This is a genomic window from Aeromonas enteropelogenes (assembly GCF_000819845.1).
In the GTDB taxonomy this organism is placed as follows: domain Bacteria; phylum Pseudomonadota; class Gammaproteobacteria; order Enterobacterales; family Aeromonadaceae; genus Aeromonas; species Aeromonas enteropelogenes.
Genome location: NZ_CDCG01000040.1, coordinates 76,443 through 93,022, shown reverse-complemented (window position 1 = coordinate 93,022; position 16,580 = coordinate 76,443). Strand labels below are relative to the sequence as shown.

Here is a 16,580-nt window from a genome sequence, read left to right as displayed (position 1 = left end):
CCCGCCACACCAGGGGTTATGCGCCGCGCCCGGCGCCCCAGGCCACCAGAGTTTCGCGATAGAGGGCGAGCAGCGCTTCGTCCCGCACCGCCACCCCGACCCGCTGGGCAGGGCAAGTGGCCCACTCATCATGGGGATGGGATTTGCCATCGAACTTTTGCAGGGTATGGCCGATGGCGGGGCCATGGGTGATGACCCGCACCGGCCCCTCGCGCAGGGTGAACAGGGTCGGGTCTATCACATAGGCGATGGCGGAGGGGTCGTGCACATGGCAACCATCCAGGCCGATGCGATCGGAGTAAAACCTGAGATAAAAGCGGCTCACCTCCCACAGGAAGCGGCCCGGCTCCCCCGCCTCGTCGCGCAGGGCATCGAGATAGGCGCTGCTGAAAAAGCTCTGCTGGGTCACGTCCAGCCCGATGATCACCAAGGGCCAGTTCGCGGTAAAGACCTGGTCGGCGGCATCGGGATCGTCGTGGATGTTGGCCTCGGCATAGGGGGTCACATTGCCGCGATGACCGTTGACGCCAAAGGCGCCCCCCATCACCACTACCTGCTTCACCAGTTTGGTGATCTCGGGGGCATGCTGCAGCGCCAGCGCCAGATTGGTGAGCGGCCCTATGGTCACGACCGTGATCTCGCCGGGCGCCGCCTTCACCGCCTCGACGATATATTGCCAGGCCGGACGGGGATCCGGGGCTATGGTGACCTCCCCCGCTTCCAGATCGCCAAAGCCGCTCGGGCCGTGCACCACGGTCGTGGGGCCGACCGGTTCGCGCCGAAGCGGTCCCGCCGCGCCCCTGGCCACATCCGCCTTCATGCCATATTTTTGCTTGAGCCAGAGGGCGTTGCGAGTACCGTTGTCGATGGTGGCGTTGCCAAAGACGGTGGTGATGGCGAGCAGGTCGATGGCGGGGTGCGCCTCGGCAAACAGGATAGCCATGGCATCGTCGATGCCCGGATCGGTATCGAGAATAATCTTGTGAGTCAGGGTGTTGTCAGTCATGGGGCCTCCCTACAGCGACAAAGGGGAGAGTCTACCCGGCCCGTAGCAACCAATCCCGGCAGGGGATCACAGAACCCGTCACAACCGGGTCTGGCGATGAAGATGCAAGGGGCGCGGCCCCTTGTCGGCGCCGCGCCCCTTTTCTTTGCATTATCCGCATCTGCCACGCGTCGGGACAAGCCGCGAGCGCAAACCCCTATGGCTTAGTGCTTGCGATGCCAGCGCGGAGAGGTGGCCTTCTCCCCCCAGGGGGTGACGCAGGGCAGCAGGGCCCCCTCTATCACCACATCACTGACCGCCAGCGCCTCGGCAATCTTCTGGTGCAACACCCGCAGCACCTTGCCCTCGTGTTCGGCCAGGGAGTGGCCGGCGGCAAAATATTCCGGCTGATATTGCAGCGCCAGCTTCTGGGCAAATTCATAGGTGTTGAAACAATCCGGCATCCGCTCGACCACATCTTCAAGCCGCGCCAACAAGCTGTTCAGTTCCCTGGTCATAATGCTCTCTCCGTGTAGATGAATAGTTGAAAACTACCCCTTATTGGATAAGCCACCAATCAACAAACCGCAAAAGTGTGGGGTGTAACACAGTTCTCTCTTGCCTCCAGCCCACAGTGGCGAGGCCTCAGCATGCCAGCTTTACATCTGCGCAACAAATCGCTAGATTTAGACCGACCAATCAGTCGGTTGTTTTTCATACGGAGAAGATCATGGGCGCGGCACCGTTTCACCATCCTGAGGATACCCAGGCCATCAAACTCTCCCTGCCGGATCAGCTGGCCCGGCTTAAGCAGGCCTATATGGCCCATCCCATGCCTACCCTGGCCGAGCGCAAGGCGCAATTGGGCAAGCTCAAACAGGCCTTGCTGGCGCACAAACAACCCCTGTGCAAGGCGCTGGCAGAGGATTACGGCCAGCGCAGTCACTACGACAGCCTGATCGCCGACGTACTGCCCTGCATCATGCAGATCAACTATACCCAAAAGCGTCTCAAGCGTTGGATGCAGCCCCACCGCCGCCACGCGGGCCTGCTGCTGGCCCCCGCCAGGGTGGAGGTGCACTTCCAGCCCCTCGGGGTGGTTGGCATCATAGTGCCATGGAATTTCCCGGTGATGCTGAGCCTTGGCCCCCTCATCACCGCCATCGCCGCCGGCAACCGTGCCATGCTCAAGCTCTCCGAGTTCACCCCCCACACCAATGCCGTACTGCGCAGCCTGCTCACCAGCGTGTTTGACGACAACGAGCTGGTGATCATCGAAGGGGATGCCCAGATGGCGGCCGCCTTCAGCTCTCTGCCCTTCGATCACCTGCTGTTTACCGGCTCCACCCAGGTGGGCAAGCTGGTGATGGCCGCCGCCGCGCCCCAGCTCACCCCTCTCACCCTGGAGCTGGGCGGCAAGAGCCCCTGCCTGATCGCCCCCGACATGCCGGTGGCCACCGCGGTGGAGCGGATGATCTTCGGCAAGAGCCTCAATGCCGGGCAGATCTGCGTCGCCCCCGACTATGTGCTGCTGCCCCGCGCCGAGGTGGACAACTTCATCGCCGCCTATCGCGCCCGCTTCGCCAGGCTCTATCCCAAGGGGCTGGCCAGCCCGGATTACGGCGCCATCATCAACGATCGCCAGTACCAGCGCCTGGTTGGCTGGCTGGAGGAAGCCAATCAGGCGGGCGCCCAGCTGCACCCCTGCGCCTCGCCGGCACGGGATGACAGCCGACGCCTGCTGGCCCCCCATCTGCTGACCGAGGTGCCGGAGCGCTGTCAGGTGATGCAGCAGGAGATCTTCGGCCCCCTGCTGCCGCTCATCCCCTACGACACCCTGGAGGAAGCCCTCGCCTACGTGGCCGAGCGGCCCCGCCCGCTCGCGCTCTACCTGATGAGCTTCGATCCCGAACTGCAGGCCAAAGTGACCCGGGAGAGCCACTCCGGCGGCATGGCCATCAACGAGAGCCTGTTCCAGGTGGCGGCCGACGATGTGCCGTTTGGTGGCATCGGCGCCTCCGGCATGGGCCACTACCACGGTCACGAGGGATTCCTCACCTTCTCCAAGGCGAAAACCGTGCTGACCCGCGGCAAGTTCACCACCGGCTCTTTGATCCACCCGCCCTACAAGGGCTGGATCCAGAAGCTGATGCTGGCCTTCTTCCTGCGCTGATCGAGGAGTTCGCCATGACCGACAAGCGTCGCCAAATCCTGGACGCCGCCCTGGCCCTGTGCGCCGAGGATGGCCTGCAGGGAGCCGCCACCGCCCGCATCGCCAAGGCGGCCGGGGTGGCCAACGGCACCCTGTTCCACCATTTTCCGAGCAAGGAGGCGTTGATCCTGCAGCTCTATCAGGACGTCAAGCAGCGCATGGGGGCCGCCATCTGCGAGGCCGATCCCGCCCTCTCCCTGCGCGAGCAGACCCGCCACTACTGGCAGCTGGCCATGGCGTGGATGCTGGCGCACCCCAATGAACTCAAGTTCGTACTGGGCTTCTTTCACTCCCCCATGCTAGCCAGAGAGACCCGCAGCAAGGTGCTGAACGATGCCCTGCGTTTTCTGCCAGCCCTGCTGGCCCAGGGTCAGGCGAGCGGCGAGCTGATGCAGGCCCCCGCCCCCCTGATGCTGGAGGTGTGCCAGGGGCAGTTTCTGGCCTGCGCCTCCCTGTTCGTCGATCAACCCGAGCTCGGGCAGGATGCCCACTGGCAAGCCAGTGCCTTCGCCCTGTTCTGGTCCGCCATCTCAGGAGCCAACCTCGATGACACATCCAACCCTTGAATCCCTGGCCAACCGGGGCCGCCACCTCTGGATCACCCTCCTCTTGTGGGTGGTGGGCCGTACCCTTTGCCGCGCTGCCCGCGTCGATGAGGTGGTGCGCCGCGAGCTCGCCCCCCTGCCGGACGGGCTGGCCATTCGCCTTGAGGTGGGTGGCCTCCCCTATGCCATGCAGATCCACAAGCAGGGCGGTCGCTGGCTGGCTGGCCCGCCGCCGGCCCCTCACGCCTGCATCCACCCGCTGCGGGTGCGCTTCAAGCACCCCAATATCGCGTTTCGCGCCTTGAGTTTCCGGCTCGGGGTCAATCAGGCGTTCAGCGAGAACCGGCTGCTGGTGGAGGGGGATCTCACCTGTGCCATGCACCTGGTGCGGGGGCTTGAGCAGTTGCAGTCCCTGATCCTGCCCGCCTTCATCGCGCGGCCATTGCTGCGCCACTATCCGGCCCCGGCCAACAAGCTCGGCCGGGCCTGCAACATTTATCTGGGTCTGGTGACAGGCTGAGAACAAGGAGCCACTCAATGAGCCGCTATTACGATTTCTTCTGCCCGGTCAAGCTGATGGCCGGCGAACAGGCGCTGGAGCAGCTGGCCAGCGAACTGGCGAGCCTGGGGGCGCGCCGCCCTCTGCTGCTGACCGACAAGGGGGTCAATGGCACCGGCCTTGCCACCCTGCTGGCCAATGTGCTGGCCGAGGGGGAGCTGCCGGTCGCCGCCATCTGGGACGAGATCCCGGCCGACTCCTCCACCGCCGTGGTGGAACGGATCGCCAAACGCTACGCAGAGCTTGGCTGTGACAGCCTGGTGGCGCTGGGGGGCGGCTCGGTCATCGACACCGCCAAGGCGGTCAACATCCTCGCAAGCCTTGGGGGAGAACATCTGCTCGACTACGCAGGGGCAGGCTGCCTCACCCGCCCCCTCAAACCGCTGGCGGTGGTGCCCACCACGGCGGGGACCGGCTCCGAAGTGACACTGGTGGCAGTGATCAAGGATGAGGTGAGCGGGCGCAAGGTCCCCTTCACCTCCCCCTTCCTGCTGCCGCAGCTGGCGGTGCTCGATCCACGTCTCACCCAGGGGCTTCCCCTCAACATCACCGCCGCCACCGCCATGGATGCCATGACCCACGCCATCGAGGCCTTCATCGGCACCGCCAAGAATCCGGTCAGCGACGCCCTGGCCCTGATGGCGGTGGAAAAGATTGCCGGTGCCCTGCCCCTCATCGTCAAGGATCCGCAAAACCGCCAACTGCGGCTGCAGCTGGCGGAAGGGTCGACCCTGGCGGGCATGGCATTTTCCAACTCCATGGTGGGGCTGGTCCATGCCCTCGGCCACAGCCTGGGGGCGCGCTGCCATCTGCCCCATGGCCTGTGCATGAACCTCTTTCTGCCCACTGTGCTTGACTACAACCGCCCCGAGGTGGATGGCGAGCTGGCCCGCCTGCTGCTGCCGCTGGTGGGGGCGGAGCGCTTTGCCGCCACCCCCGCCCATCAGCGGGCCGAGGCGACCATCGCGGCCATTCGCGCCCTGCGCGATACCCTGTGGCAGGAGGTCAAACTGCCTCGCACCCTGAATGAGGCAGGAGTGAGCGATCGCTCGCTGCTGACCGAGATCCGCGACCTGGCCATCAACGACGGAGCCATGCTGTTCAACCGCAAGGATGCCGATCGTGAGCAATTGCTCACCCTGCTGGAGCGGGCCTGGGCGTAACGAAAGCGCACATCGGGGAGCGCGGGTACCGCCCCCCCGGTTGTGGATCTGCGGGATATTGGCCACGGGCCACGATGATCTGTTCTATACCTTGGCTAACCCTTATCCTGTCCAGGCAGCCCTTTAGCATCAGAGGTGACACCATGAACGAGATCATTCATCAGGCCAACCAGCAGCAGTTCATCTGTGTGGTAGACGGCAAGGAGTCACGGCTGCGCTACCGCCGCCTCGATGCCAAGACCATCGATGCCTACAGCACTTTCGTCCCGCCGGAGCTACGGGTGCAGGGGATCGCCGATCAGCTGGCCCAGGCTTTCTATGACTGGACCCAGGCACAGGGGCTCACTATAGTGCCCACCTGCAGTTACATCGATGTCTGGTTACGCCGCCATGCCAACAGTTGAGCTTTCACCGTCTGTCAACGAATGCCACCTGCAAACCCGTACCGAAGCCCTGCTGCGGGCAGATCCCCTTCGCATGGCCTGCCTGGCGGCCGCCGCCGAGCTGGCACTGCCCGACTGGGCCATCGGCGCCGGCTTTATCCGCAACCTCATCTGGGATCACCTGCACCACAAGTCGGCACCGACCCCGCTGAACGACATCGATCTCATCTATCTGGACGAACGCGATCCGGCGGGGCTGGCTGAGCCGGATCACGAGGCCTGGCTGAGCGCAAGGGTGCCGGGCCTTCGCTGGGAAGCGCGCAACCAGACCCGCATGCACACACGCCAACGGGTCGAGCCCTTCACCAACAGCCTGGAGGCCCTCGGCCACTGGGTCGAGGTGCCCACCTGCATCGGTGTGCGCCTGAACGGGAATGGTCAGTTCGAGTGGCTGGCCCCCTACGGCTTTGCCCACAACTGGTCGCTGCAAGTGAGCGCCAACCCCCACTGCCGCCAGGAGAGCCAGGTCTTCACCCGGCGCATTCAGGAAAAACGCTGGCAGACCATCTGGCCTGACCTTGTGATCAACTGGCCATAACCGGATTGCAATCTTTCGATAACCTTGGGCAGACTATGAAAAAGCTCCAAGTTACTCAATGGGTTAAATAATGCGCGAATTTTTCTCACTCGAACGCTGGCTACCGGGCCTCGCCGCCCTGCTGCAATACCAGCGCGCCTGGCTGATGCCGGACCTTCGCGCCGGATTCTCGGTGGCCGCCGTGGCCCTGCCCGTGGCCATCGCCTATGCCGAACTCACCGGCGTCGGTGCCATCGTCGGCCTTTATTCCTGCATCCTGCCCATGATGGTCTACGCCCTGTTCGGCACCTCCCGTCAGCTGATCGTCGGCCCGGATGCCGCCACCTGCGCCGTCATCGCCGCCGTGGTGACACCGCTGGCGGCGGGGGATCCCACCCGCCACTGGCAGCTGGTGATGACCATGACCGCCATGACCGGCTTTTGGTGCCTCATTGCCAGCCGCTTCAAACTGGGGGTGCTGGCGGACTTTCTCTCCCGCCCAATCCTGATGGGGCTGCTCAACGGGGTGGCCATCACCATCATAGTGGGCCAGCTCTCCAAAATTTTCGGTTTCACCTTCGACGAGCGCTACCTCATCGAGCGGATCGCCAGCGGCGCCAACTACATCACCCAGACCCATCTGCCGACCCTGGCCATGAGCCTGATCGCCCTGCTTACCCTGCTGCTGGCCAAGCGCTACAAACCTGCCTGGCCCTCCTCCATGGTGGCCATGGTGGTGACGGCGGCCCTGGTGTGGGCGCTGGATCTTGGCCAGTTCCATATCGCCACCCTGGGGAGCGTCGGCTCCGGCCTGCCCGCGTTCCAGATCCCGGAGTTTCCCCCCGGCCTGATGCGCGAACTGGTGCTGCCGGCGCTTAACCTCGCCATGGTGAGCTTCGTCTCCATGATGCTCACCGCCCGCAGCTTCGCCGCCAAGAACGGTTACGAAATCGACGCGGACAAGGAGTTCAGGGCGCTGGGCATGGCCAACTTGGCAGCCGCCGCCTCCCAGGGCTTTGCCATCAGCGGGGCCGATTCGCGCACTGCGGTCAACGACGCCAATGGCGGCAAGAGCCAGCTGGTCTCCATCATCGCCGCGGCCGTCATCGCCATCATCACCTTTTATCTGACCGGCCCGCTGCAATACATTCCCACCGCGGCGCTCGGGGTGGTGCTGGTGATGGCCTCCCTGTCGCTGACCGATTTTCGCGGCTTGTGGGCCCTGCGCCACTCCGATCGCTCGGCGTTTTGGCTGGCGCTGATCACCTTTATCAGCGTGCTGACCATGGGGGTTATTCCGGGGATCACCCTCGCGGTCTTGCTCGGCTTGTTCCAGTTCCTGCGCAACGTGATGCGCCCCACCGATCAGCTGCTCGGCATGGACGACGAAGGGGTGGTGCGCACCCTGGGGGACAACGAGCAGGCCAAGGCCATTCCCGGCATCCTGGTCTATCGCTTCAACTCGCCGCTGACCTACTTCAATGCCCCCTACTTCAAACGGCGGGTACTGGCACTGCTGGTGCAGGATCCCCAGAGTCCCCAGTGCCTGGTGATCGATGCGGTGGCCTGCTTCACCCATCAGGACATCAGCGTCATGAGCATGGTGGGGGAACTGCACAAGGAGCTGAAACGGCGCGGTATCCACATGGTGATGGCGGGCCGCCACGGCCAGATGACCCACTGGCTCAAACAGGCCGGAGTACGAGTGGGGGATGAAGGGATCATCCTCTGCCCCGACATGTATCAGGCCCTGCGCATGACCCGCTGTTACCGCGAGCCGGTGTTCAAGGATGACGAGGTCACCGAGAGCACCACGGATGCCCTTCTCTCCCGCTGGCCCCAGGATGACGCGCTGCCCGACTCGGCGCGCCTCACCCTGCCAAGCGAACAGGAAGCCGGCGCCACCCCGGCCTGAGCCACGACCCCACGCCACCGACCGGGGCAGAGCCCCGGCCGGAGATTGCACCCGCCAGCCTCTTGGTGTTAAATGCCCGACCAGATGGCACCGTTCGCGTGCCACCAGCCGTTGGACACACCATGCAAACTCAATCCCACGCAGGCCCGGGTACGCTGTTCGCGCTTACCTGGCCGCTGTTTATCGATCTCGCCCTGCACTTTCTGACCGGCGCCCTCAATACCTTCATGGTGGGCCATGTCTCCTATCAAGGGGTTGCGGCGCTGGCGGTCGGCAACCAGGTATTCGATCTCGCCATCACCCTGTTCAGCTTCGTCAGCATCGGCACCAGCGTGGTGATCACCCAGTATCTGGGGGCTGGCGACAAGGAGAAGAGCCGGGTGGTGATCCACACCGCCATCGGCTTCAACCTGCTGATCGGTCTCATCGCCGCCATCGGGGTCATGGCCGGGGCCGACACCATGCTGACGCTGATGAACTTGCCCGCTCACCTGATGAGTGACGCTACCCTCTACCTGCAGATCATCGGTCTCTGCCTGCTGCCGGAGGCGGCGGCGCTCTGTCTGGCCGCCACCCTGCGCGCTCACGGTCACACCCGTCAGGCCATGTACGTGACGCTTATCGTCAACCTCATCACCTTCGTCGGCAACCTGCTGCTGCTCTACGGCTGGTTCGGCCTGCCCCAACTCGGGGTGGCCGGGGTCGCCATCAGCACGGTGGCAGGACGTCTGGTAGGGGTGGTGCTGCTGGTGTGGCTGGTGGCCAAAAAGACCGGCATCCACCTCAAGGTGCGCGATATCGTGCACCCCAGCCGCGAGATGCTGGGCAAGGTGCTGCACATCGGCCTGCCCGCCGCCGGGGAGAACCTCTCCTGGATGCTGCAGTTCATGGTGGTGACCGCGTTTGTCGGCCTGCTCGGTGACAAGGCGCTGGCCACCCAGTCCTACTTCTTCCAGATCTGTCTGTTCATCCTGCTGTTCGGCCTCTCCATCGGCCTTGGCAACGAGATCATCATCGGCCACCTGGCGGGGGCCAGACAGTTCGATCGCGCCTACCAGCAACTGATGAAAAGCCTCAAACTCGGCCTCATCGTCACCTGCATCATCGCGCTGGCCGCCGCCATCAACGGTCGCTCCATCATCTCGCTCTTCACCGATGATGCCGACATCATCACCCAGGTGGCGCAGCTGTTTTTGATCAGCCTCATCCTCGAACCCGGCCGCACCTTCAACCTGGTGGTGATCAACGCCCTGCGTGCCACCGGGGATGCCCGTTTCCCGCTCTACATGGCGCTCATCTCCATGTGGGGAATTGCCGTACCCCTTTCCTATTTCCTTGGTATCATGCTGGGCTATGGACTGGTCGGCATCTGGTTGGCCCTTGCCTGCGACGAGTGGGTACGCGGTCTGGCCATGTTCTGGCGCTGGCGCAGTCGCCGCTGGCAAAACAAAATTCTGGTTGAAACATAAGTGGAATCACAATGAAGAAGATAGGACTCTTGCTCGCTGCCCTGTTGCTCAGCCCGCTGACACTGGCGCAAACCGCCCCCGCCACCCCCAAGGCGGTGGCGCCCCAGACCTGGTATGTGGCCCCCATCGCCATCGATGAGACCAGCGAAGCCCAGAAGTCGCTGACCAAGGACTTCATGGCCCAGATGATCAAGACCATCAAGATCAACGAGTACCAGACCGGCAAGGCGGTGGGTAACACCAAGGATCCCAAGTGGCTGATCCGCACCAAGCTGATCCCGGCCAGCGACGCCCCGCTGGTGGGCAAGAAACATCCGCAGGGCCTCACCTACGGCAAGGGTACCCCGACCCAGGAGATCGTTGGCGAACTCCTCATGAACGGTACCCTGGTAGCCCATATCGGCCAGGGCTGGCGCGAGCCCATCGTCCCCGGTACCCCGGTGGCAGAGAAGCTCTCCATCGCCAACTACCGTTATGCCATTGGCGATCAGGCCAAGGCACTGGATCTCGAGGAGCTGGCGGCCCAGATTGGCTTCGAGGCCGGCAAGGTGATCGCCCGCGGTGGCAAGCCGCTGCCTGAGAAGAGCAAGAAGAAAGAGCCGGCGGACAAGACCAGGGAGTAAGCCTGCCGGCCGTCATTGAGGGGACCTTGGGGTCCCTTTTTGTTTGCCGCTGCGTTGGCCGACTTCTGTGAAGATGCGCACAAATTCGTCGCACCGCCATCATTGATGGTTTTATTATCTTGTTTAAATTCAACTAGTTAAAAATGTCCCGCTGGCAAAAACCAACGAATGGCATCAAATTCGATCGGGATCACATTCCTCACCACGGCGAAGGGGTAGCTTGGATTCACAGGCACAATCAAACGAAACCAAGGAGGCTCCATTACATGTTCCCAGAGTACAGAGAACTCATCTCGAAACTGAAGAGCAGTGATGTCCATTTCCAGAAGATGTTTGACTTGCACAACGACCTGGATGAGGAGATTCGAAAGCTGGAAAAACACCATGCCAGCGATTACAGCTCCGAGGTGAAGGATCTGAAAAAACAGAAACTGAAACTGAAAGAGGAGATATACGAGATCCTCAAGCAACATCCACAGCAATAGATGCCTCAACGAATATCCGGATAAGCAATTTATCCCTCAGCCCGGCTTCCGCGCCGGGCTTTTTGCTATTTATGTCAATTAGCGGGACAATAGCGCTACCTGCCAAGGTGGTTATTTGTTAAATTTTTCCCTTGTGATTCAATGGCTAACGCCGAAAATAATATGAATATGACATTCCCCTTCCATGTGCTGTTGCTGCTTGCTCTGTTCTGCTTCACCTCTCCCCTGCAGGCCCGCGGCCCCGCGCTGGAGCTATGGCACTCCCAACAGGCCGGCTACGTCATCGACGAGGTGATCGCCCGCTTCAACCGGGAACAGGATCAGCGGGTGAGCGTACTGCAGATAGAGCCCAGCAAGATCAAGGGAGATATCCTGCTGGCGGCCCAGTCCAGGGGGCTGCCGGATCTGATGCTGATCCCCTCCGATTTTCTCGGGCTTTACCGTCAGATGAAGCTCGCCCCCCTGCCGGCCGACTGGTTCTCCAACGAGCTGATGGCCGAGACGCTCTCCTATGTCACCCTCGATCGGCAGCGCTGGGGCATGCCCATGATGCAGGGCAACCACCTGATGCTGTTCTACAACAAAGAGCTGGTATCCACCCCGGTGACCGAGTGGCAACAGTTTGCACAGATCGCCCCCGACCTGACGGCCAGGGGCATAATGCCCATCAGCTGGCCCTATGAGGATATGTATTATCTTGCCGCCTTCCTGCGCACCTTCGGGGGCTCCCCGGTGACTGACGGGCGCATCACCCTCGATACCCCTGCCATGGTGCAGGCACTGGAGGCCTACCGTACCGTGGCCCGTCAGGGCTGGGTCGATCCCGATGGCGACTATGACGCGGCTCTCTCCCGCTTCAGCACGGGCAGGAGCGCCTATCTCATCAACGGGGATTGGGCCTTCAGCGATCTGACGAAAAACATGGGCGAGAGACTGGGGGTGGCTCTGCTGCCCGCCTGGCAGACACGCCCCATGAGCTCCATGAGCGGCGCCTATGTGATTGGCGTTGCGGCATCCGCCATGGAGGATGAGGATCGCCGTCCCGTCATCCAGGCCCTGATGGCTTTTATCCAGCGCAGCGATACCCAGGATTTCATCTACCGCCGCGGCGCCCTGCTGCCAGTCAATCGGGATAGCTTTGCCGCCATCGGCCAGAGCCCGGATCCCCGTGCCCGCGTGCTGCTTGAACAGTTCACCCGCAGCGCCCCCATGCCTTCCGGGAGCGCCATGGCGGTCGCCTGGCAGGCGATGGCCACCGGTTTTGAACGGGCCCGGGAGGGAGGCAGTGCGACCGACACCGCCCGTTACATGCAACAGCTGGCGGATCGCCAGCATCTTCAGGTCAATGCACCATGAGTACCCGCACCTTTCGCCTGGGACCGACCCTGGTGGTCATCCTGTTCGCCGTCGCCCTGCTGCCCACCCTGCTGGCCAGCGGAGTGCTGCTGACCCGACAGCACGAGATCATCGCCCAGAGCGAGCAGGATCAGCTCGAACGTGCCCTTGCCAGCATGGCCCGGGATGTGCGCTTTCGCAGCGAACTCATCGGTACCCAGCTCAACCAGCTCAGCCACGACAGAGTGCTCCACCAGGCTATCGACAATTTCCTCTTCTCGAGCCACGCTCGCCTGATCCTCGCCAGCTTCGTCAAGGGCAACGATCTGATCCACGCCGCCTACCTGCTCGACAAGTCCGGTCAGGTGGTCGAGTACGTCAACGGCCGTGCCACCATGCTGGAATCGAGCGATCTCATCGCACCCTTGCTGACCTGGAGCAAGACCCGGGAAGCCCGCCAGGGCAAACACCTGCTGCTTCCCGTCAGCGATCCCGCCTTGAGTGCCATGCCGGGCGGACAAGGGAGCGGCGGCATCGCCCTGGTGGCCCCCGTCTATCGCAACTACCAGCGGGCCGGCGTGTTGCAGACGCCTTCCGGCTTCGTGCTGGCGATCCTCCCCTGGAAGAACATCGCCCGGGTGCTGGAGCCCTATCTCAAGGGGCGGGAGTCCCTGAGCATCACCCATGATCAGACGCTGCTCTACCAGAGTCCGGTCCCCACCGATCTCGCCCTTGATCCGGACATGTCGCTGGAGATGGAACACCCCATGTCCATCGACTGGCCCCTGCTGAGCGATGGATTGCAGGCGACCATCACCCTCTCCAGCTACAACAACGACCGAGTGCAGGAACTGAACAACTCCCAGCGCATCTTCACCTGGTCCATCATCGGCATGCTGGTGCTGGTGGTGCTGGTGTGCATCTGGCTCACCCGCTGGCTCAGCAGACCCCTGGTCGCCCTGGCGGCCATGGTGCGTGGCTACGGCCGGGGGGATTACCAGCAACAGCTCGCCCCGCTGCGCTTCGTGGAATACGACGAGGTGCGCCGCCTGCTGCAGGAGATGGCCCGCACCATCTCGGCGCAGGTGATGGCGCTGCACCAGCAAAACGAGCAGTTGCAGCTGGCCAACCGGGAGAAGGAGGCCTTCAACCAGCAACTGCGCGACTTCAACGACAAGCTGGAGCTGGAGGTGGCCACCCAGACCACGGCGCTGCGTTCGGCCCTGAGCCGGGTAGAGCGCAGCCGTCACATACTGCAATCCTGGCTGCAATTCGCCCTGCACCAGCAGTTGGACGTGAACATCTCCCAGCTGGCCACTTCCGCCTTGCATCAGCTCTCCCAGCTCTACCATGGCCATCGCTGGGGGCTGGTGATCCGGCGCGAGGGGCAGGATCCCTATGTGCTGACCCAGGAGCTGGCGGCCCCCGAGCGTGCGCGCCTGACCGCCAAGCTGACCCGACTGGTGGCGGAAGATGTCCCCCCAAGCCCATACCCGTGGCACGATGAGATCTGGCGGGTGCTGCCCCTGCCCGGCAGCCAGGGTGGCGTGCTGTTTGGCTACCTGATGGTAAGCGCCGAAGGGCTGGAGCCTGACGATGACGCCATCCTCCACCTGTTTGCCAAACAGCTGGCGACCGGGATCGAGGGGCGGCTCTTCACCGATGAGCTGGCCCGGGTGGCCCGCACCGACAACCTGACCGGCCTGCCCAACCGTCAGGCCTTCGAGGAGGCGTTTGCCCACTATCAGGCGGTGCATGCCCGCCATCCTGAGCGTCCTCTCTCCCTCTTCATGTTGGATCTCAACGGCCTCAAACACACCAATGATCACTATGGCCACGAGGCCGGAGATGCCCTGCTCAATGGCATGGCCCAGTTGCTGCTCACCCACTGTCGCCAGGACGAGCAGATCTTCCGCATCGGCGGGGATGAGTTCGTGCTGCTGGCCGAGGCGGATGAGGCGGGCTGCCAACGGCTCGCGGCCCGGCTCAAGGAGAGCCAGCAAAGCGCCATGGCGCACCATGGGGAGCAGCACTTCCCCCTGCGCTTTGCCATCGGCTGGAGCTGCAGCGAACAGACCCCGCTGGCCAACCTCAGCCGGGTGGCGGACGACGCCATGTATGCCGACAAGGCCCGTTTCTATCGCGAGCGCCCCTGAGCCCGGTTGGCGAGCCTTTCGCCAAGGCCGCGGCGGCTTCGCAAAAATGGGGCGCCACGCTGGACGCCATCCGGGCCATGACTAAGATAGGGGCACTTGCTTATATCGATTCAGAAGGGAGTAGGAAATGGAGTTAGTACTTGGCCCACTGGAAGCCCGCGTCATCGGCTGCCTGATTGAAAAAGAGATCTGCACCCCGGATCAATATCCCCTCTCCCTCAACGCCCTGGTCAACGCCTGCAACCAGAAGAGCAACCGCGAGCCGGTGCTGGAGCTCTCCGAGCTCGATATCCGTGCCGTGGTGGACGAGCTGATCAGAAAGCGCCTGGTGGTCAACACCGCCGGTTTCAACGCCCGGGTACCCCGCTACCAGCACAGATTCTGCAACACCGAGTTCGGCGAGCTGAAGTTCGATGCCCGCGAGCTTGGCATCATCTGCGAGCTGCTGCTGCGCGGCCCGCAAACCCCGGGGGAGCTGCGCTCGCGCACCAACCGCCTGTGCAGCTTCGACGACGTCACCCAGGTGGATGGGGTGCTCAATACCCTGATCGAACGTGGCCCCTACGTGGTCAAGCTGCCCCGCGAGCCGGGCAAGCGGGAATCCCGCTACGCCCACCTGTTCAGCGGCGAGGTGGATATCCAGGCCCTGATGGAGTCGGCCCCGGCGGCCACCTATGCCTCCCCTGCCGCGGATCGCCTGAGCGAGCTGGAGCTTGAGGTGAGCGAGCTTAAAAACAGGTTGGCCGCCATGGAGGCGCGCCTGGCAGCGCTGGATGGTCAGGGCTGACGCCATCATCCCCATGCCCTATCAGGGAGCCGGGGCGGCAAGCCCCGGCTCCCTGTCTATTGACCGATTATGAGGAAATGCCGTGATCACCCTGATCAAAGAGTCTGACCATCAGAAGATGCCCTGGAAGAACAAGCAGGGCACCACAGCCCAGATCCTCATCTCCCCCAAGGGCGCAACCCTAGATGGGCTCGACTTTGACTACCGGCTGAGTTCGGCTCCCATCAAGGGGGCGGGTACATTTTCCCGCTTCCCTGGCTATCAGCGCATCCTGTTGCCCGTGAGCGGCGCCGGCTTCGTGCTTAACGGCCACCCTTACGCCACCTTCGAGGCAGCCCACTTCAGCGGCGATGACGAGACCCACTGCGAGTTGCTGAAAAAAGAGGTGACGGATCTCGGGCTTATCTACCATCCGGATCGCATCAGCGCCAACGTGCGGGTGCTGACCCTCCCCTTCCCGCTCGCTCTCACCCTGGAGGCAGACAAGCACTACCTCTGCCACCTGCTGGAGGGCCAGCTCTCCGTGCAGGGCCAACGCGTCGCGCCCAACGAAACCCTGGTGATCAATGGCGAACAGAGCATCCACTTCGAGTGCGGGAAAAAGACCACCATCGCCTTCTTTACCCTGCAACATAAATGACTCGCTTCATCTGGCAGATGACGAAGACAAAAAAGCCGGGATCATCCCGGCTTTTTGCTGGTTGCTACAAAGGCGCTTAACCGACCTTGAAGGTGCCTTTCATCATGGCGAAGTGGCCCGGGAAGGAGCAGAAGAAGGTGAGGTCTTTACCGGCCAGCCCCTCGGTCTTGAAGGTGACGCTGCTGCTCTCGCCGCCGCCGATCAGCTTGGTGTGGGCCAGCACCCGCGGATCGTCCTTGGGCAGATAGTCATTCTCGGCACCGGCGCTCATGCCTGCGGTGGCCACGGCCTGGTAATCGGCGGTGGGAGACAATACCCAGTTGTGGCCCATGCCGGTCACCGGCAGCTTGCCGGTATGATTCAGGGTCACCGTCACCTCCTTGCAGGTGGCGGGTACCGTCATCTCCTTGAGATTGAACTGCATGGCATCATTGCCTTCGATAACCAGTGCGCACTCGTCAGCCAGCACCGGAGCGGCCAGGGTAGTCAGAAACAGCAGGGTAATCGCCTTTTTCATCATCTTCTCCTTGGATGAGCAATGGATGACAACAGGTTCGCTTGGCACAACAGGAAGAGGCCAGCAAAGATGTCGTCAAAATCGACCTTCATCTTACCCGATTGTCTTCAATCGGCGATGACTTTAGCGCAAAGGTGCGGGCCAGCTCACCCGACAGGCAATATTTCCCTTCCCTTTCACCGGCAAGTGACCCGGGCTGTTTAATTTTTCCGGTCATTTTCCGGTGCTT

Annotated in this window: 17 protein-coding genes; 14 read left to right on the top strand and 3 right to left on the bottom strand. The window is 62.8% G+C overall.

The window, feature by feature from the left end; genetic code table 11:
• Positions 1-16: 16 nt before the first annotated feature.
• Positions 17-991 carry a nucleoside hydrolase gene (locus BN1123_RS17220; RefSeq protein ID WP_042028689.1) on the bottom strand — a complete coding sequence of 325 codons (975 nt, stop codon included), beginning with the start codon at positions 989-991 and terminating at the stop codon, positions 17-19.
• A 218-nt stretch (positions 992-1,209) separates the two neighbouring features.
• A complete protein-coding gene (locus tag BN1123_RS17215; RefSeq protein ID WP_026457877.1) occupies positions 1,210-1,503 on the bottom strand; it encodes a hypothetical protein in 294 nt (97 codons plus the stop codon).
• A 212-nt stretch (positions 1,504-1,715) separates the two neighbouring features.
• Here BN1123_RS17215 and BN1123_RS17210 point away from each other — a divergent pair, with 212 nt between their 5' ends.
• From BN1123_RS17210 to BN1123_RS17145, 14 genes are all read left to right on the top strand, one after another.
• The gene (locus BN1123_RS17210) at positions 1,716-3,158 is read left to right on the top strand and encodes a coniferyl aldehyde dehydrogenase (protein ID WP_042028532.1); all 1,443 of its coding nucleotides are present in this window, start codon (positions 1,716-1,718) and stop codon (positions 3,156-3,158) included.
• Between the two features lie 14 nt (positions 3,159-3,172).
• The gene (locus BN1123_RS17205) at positions 3,173-3,763 is read left to right on the top strand and encodes a TetR/AcrR family transcriptional regulator (RefSeq protein ID WP_042028531.1); all 591 of its coding nucleotides are present in this window, start codon (positions 3,173-3,175) and stop codon (positions 3,761-3,763) included.
• Positions 3,744-4,262: a hypothetical protein gene (locus BN1123_RS17200; protein ID WP_042028530.1), complete on the top strand. Its 519-nt coding sequence runs from the start codon at positions 3,744-3,746 to the stop codon at positions 4,260-4,262. The genes BN1123_RS17205 and BN1123_RS17200 overlap by 20 nt, the downstream gene beginning before the upstream one ends.
• A gap of 17 nt (positions 4,263-4,279) precedes the next feature.
• Positions 4,280-5,464: an iron-containing alcohol dehydrogenase gene (locus BN1123_RS17195; protein WP_042028529.1), complete on the top strand. Its 1,185-nt coding sequence runs from the start codon at positions 4,280-4,282 to the stop codon at positions 5,462-5,464.
• A gap of 143 nt (positions 5,465-5,607) precedes the next feature.
• A complete protein-coding gene (locus BN1123_RS17190) occupies positions 5,608-5,868 on the top strand; it encodes a GNAT family N-acetyltransferase (protein WP_026457815.1) in 261 nt (86 codons plus the stop codon).
• Positions 5,855-6,445: a nucleotidyltransferase family protein gene (locus tag BN1123_RS17185; RefSeq protein WP_042028528.1), complete on the top strand. Its 591-nt coding sequence runs from the start codon at positions 5,855-5,857 to the stop codon at positions 6,443-6,445. Before BN1123_RS17190 ends, BN1123_RS17185 begins: the two co-directional genes overlap by 14 nt.
• Before the next feature lie 70 nt (positions 6,446-6,515).
• Positions 6,516-8,339 (top strand): SulP family inorganic anion transporter, encoded by a 1,824-nt coding sequence (locus BN1123_RS17180; RefSeq protein WP_042028527.1) that lies wholly within the window; start codon positions 6,516-6,518, stop codon positions 8,337-8,339.
• A gap of 122 nt (positions 8,340-8,461) precedes the next feature.
• Entirely contained in the window at positions 8,462-9,808 is a 1,347-nt protein-coding gene (locus tag BN1123_RS17175; RefSeq protein WP_042028526.1) for an MATE family efflux transporter, read from the top strand.
• Positions 9,809-9,819: 11 nt separating this feature from the next.
• Entirely contained in the window at positions 9,820-10,431 is a 612-nt protein-coding gene (locus tag BN1123_RS17170) for a hypothetical protein (RefSeq protein ID WP_042028525.1), read from the top strand.
• A gap of 266 nt (positions 10,432-10,697) precedes the next feature.
• Entirely contained in the window at positions 10,698-10,916 is a 219-nt protein-coding gene (locus BN1123_RS17165) for an HP1242/YdcH family protein (RefSeq protein ID WP_026457390.1), read from the top strand.
• Between the two features lie 162 nt (positions 10,917-11,078).
• The gene (locus BN1123_RS17160; RefSeq protein ID WP_042028687.1) at positions 11,079-12,272 is read left to right on the top strand and encodes a sugar ABC transporter substrate-binding protein; all 1,194 of its coding nucleotides are present in this window, start codon (positions 11,079-11,081) and stop codon (positions 12,270-12,272) included.
• Positions 12,269-14,407, top strand: coding sequence for a sensor domain-containing diguanylate cyclase (locus BN1123_RS17155; protein WP_042028523.1), 2,139 nt, complete (start codon positions 12,269-12,271; stop codon positions 14,405-14,407). Before BN1123_RS17160 ends, BN1123_RS17155 begins: the two co-directional genes overlap by 4 nt.
• 127 nt (positions 14,408-14,534) lie before the next feature.
• Positions 14,535-15,194, top strand: a complete 660-nt coding sequence (locus BN1123_RS17150) for a YceH family protein (RefSeq protein ID WP_042028522.1) — start codon at positions 14,535-14,537, stop codon at positions 15,192-15,194.
• Positions 15,195-15,276: 82 nt separating this feature from the next.
• Positions 15,277-15,834 carry a HutD family protein gene (locus BN1123_RS17145; protein ID WP_042028520.1) on the top strand — a complete coding sequence of 186 codons (558 nt, stop codon included), beginning with the start codon at positions 15,277-15,279 and terminating at the stop codon, positions 15,832-15,834.
• Between the two features lie 76 nt (positions 15,835-15,910).
• On the opposite strand, the gene azu is transcribed toward BN1123_RS17145, so the two are convergent.
• Positions 15,911-16,351, bottom strand: coding sequence for an azurin (azu, locus tag BN1123_RS17140; RefSeq protein WP_026457528.1), 441 nt, complete (start codon positions 16,349-16,351; stop codon positions 15,911-15,913).
• Between the last annotated feature and the right edge of the window lie 229 nt (positions 16,352-16,580).

Coding starts and splice junctions, on each gene's coding strand:
- BN1123_RS17215 (WP_026457877.1), bottom strand. CDS start 1,503: ATGACCAGGGAACTGAACAGCTTGTTGGCGCGGCTTGAAGATGTGGTC.
- BN1123_RS17210 (WP_042028532.1), top strand. CDS start 1,716: ATGGGCGCGGCACCGTTTCACCATCCTGAGGATACCCAGGCCATCAAA.
- BN1123_RS17205 (WP_042028531.1), top strand. CDS start 3,173: ATGACCGACAAGCGTCGCCAAATCCTGGACGCCGCCCTGGCCCTGTGC.
- BN1123_RS17200 (WP_042028530.1), top strand. CDS start 3,744: ATGACACATCCAACCCTTGAATCCCTGGCCAACCGGGGCCGCCACCTC.
- BN1123_RS17195 (WP_042028529.1), top strand. CDS start 4,280: ATGAGCCGCTATTACGATTTCTTCTGCCCGGTCAAGCTGATGGCCGGC.
- BN1123_RS17190 (WP_026457815.1), top strand. CDS start 5,608: ATGAACGAGATCATTCATCAGGCCAACCAGCAGCAGTTCATCTGTGTG.
- BN1123_RS17185 (WP_042028528.1), top strand. CDS start 5,855: ATGCCAACAGTTGAGCTTTCACCGTCTGTCAACGAATGCCACCTGCAA.
- BN1123_RS17180 (WP_042028527.1), top strand. CDS start 6,516: ATGCGCGAATTTTTCTCACTCGAACGCTGGCTACCGGGCCTCGCCGCC.
- BN1123_RS17175 (WP_042028526.1), top strand. CDS start 8,462: ATGCAAACTCAATCCCACGCAGGCCCGGGTACGCTGTTCGCGCTTACC.
- BN1123_RS17170 (WP_042028525.1), top strand. CDS start 9,820: ATGAAGAAGATAGGACTCTTGCTCGCTGCCCTGTTGCTCAGCCCGCTG.
- BN1123_RS17165 (WP_026457390.1), top strand. CDS start 10,698: ATGTTCCCAGAGTACAGAGAACTCATCTCGAAACTGAAGAGCAGTGAT.
- BN1123_RS17160 (WP_042028687.1), top strand. CDS start 11,079: ATGAATATGACATTCCCCTTCCATGTGCTGTTGCTGCTTGCTCTGTTC.
- BN1123_RS17155 (WP_042028523.1), top strand. CDS start 12,269: ATGAGTACCCGCACCTTTCGCCTGGGACCGACCCTGGTGGTCATCCTG.
- BN1123_RS17150 (WP_042028522.1), top strand. CDS start 14,535: ATGGAGTTAGTACTTGGCCCACTGGAAGCCCGCGTCATCGGCTGCCTG.
- azu (WP_026457528.1), bottom strand. CDS start 16,351: ATGAAAAAGGCGATTACCCTGCTGTTTCTGACTACCCTGGCCGCTCCG.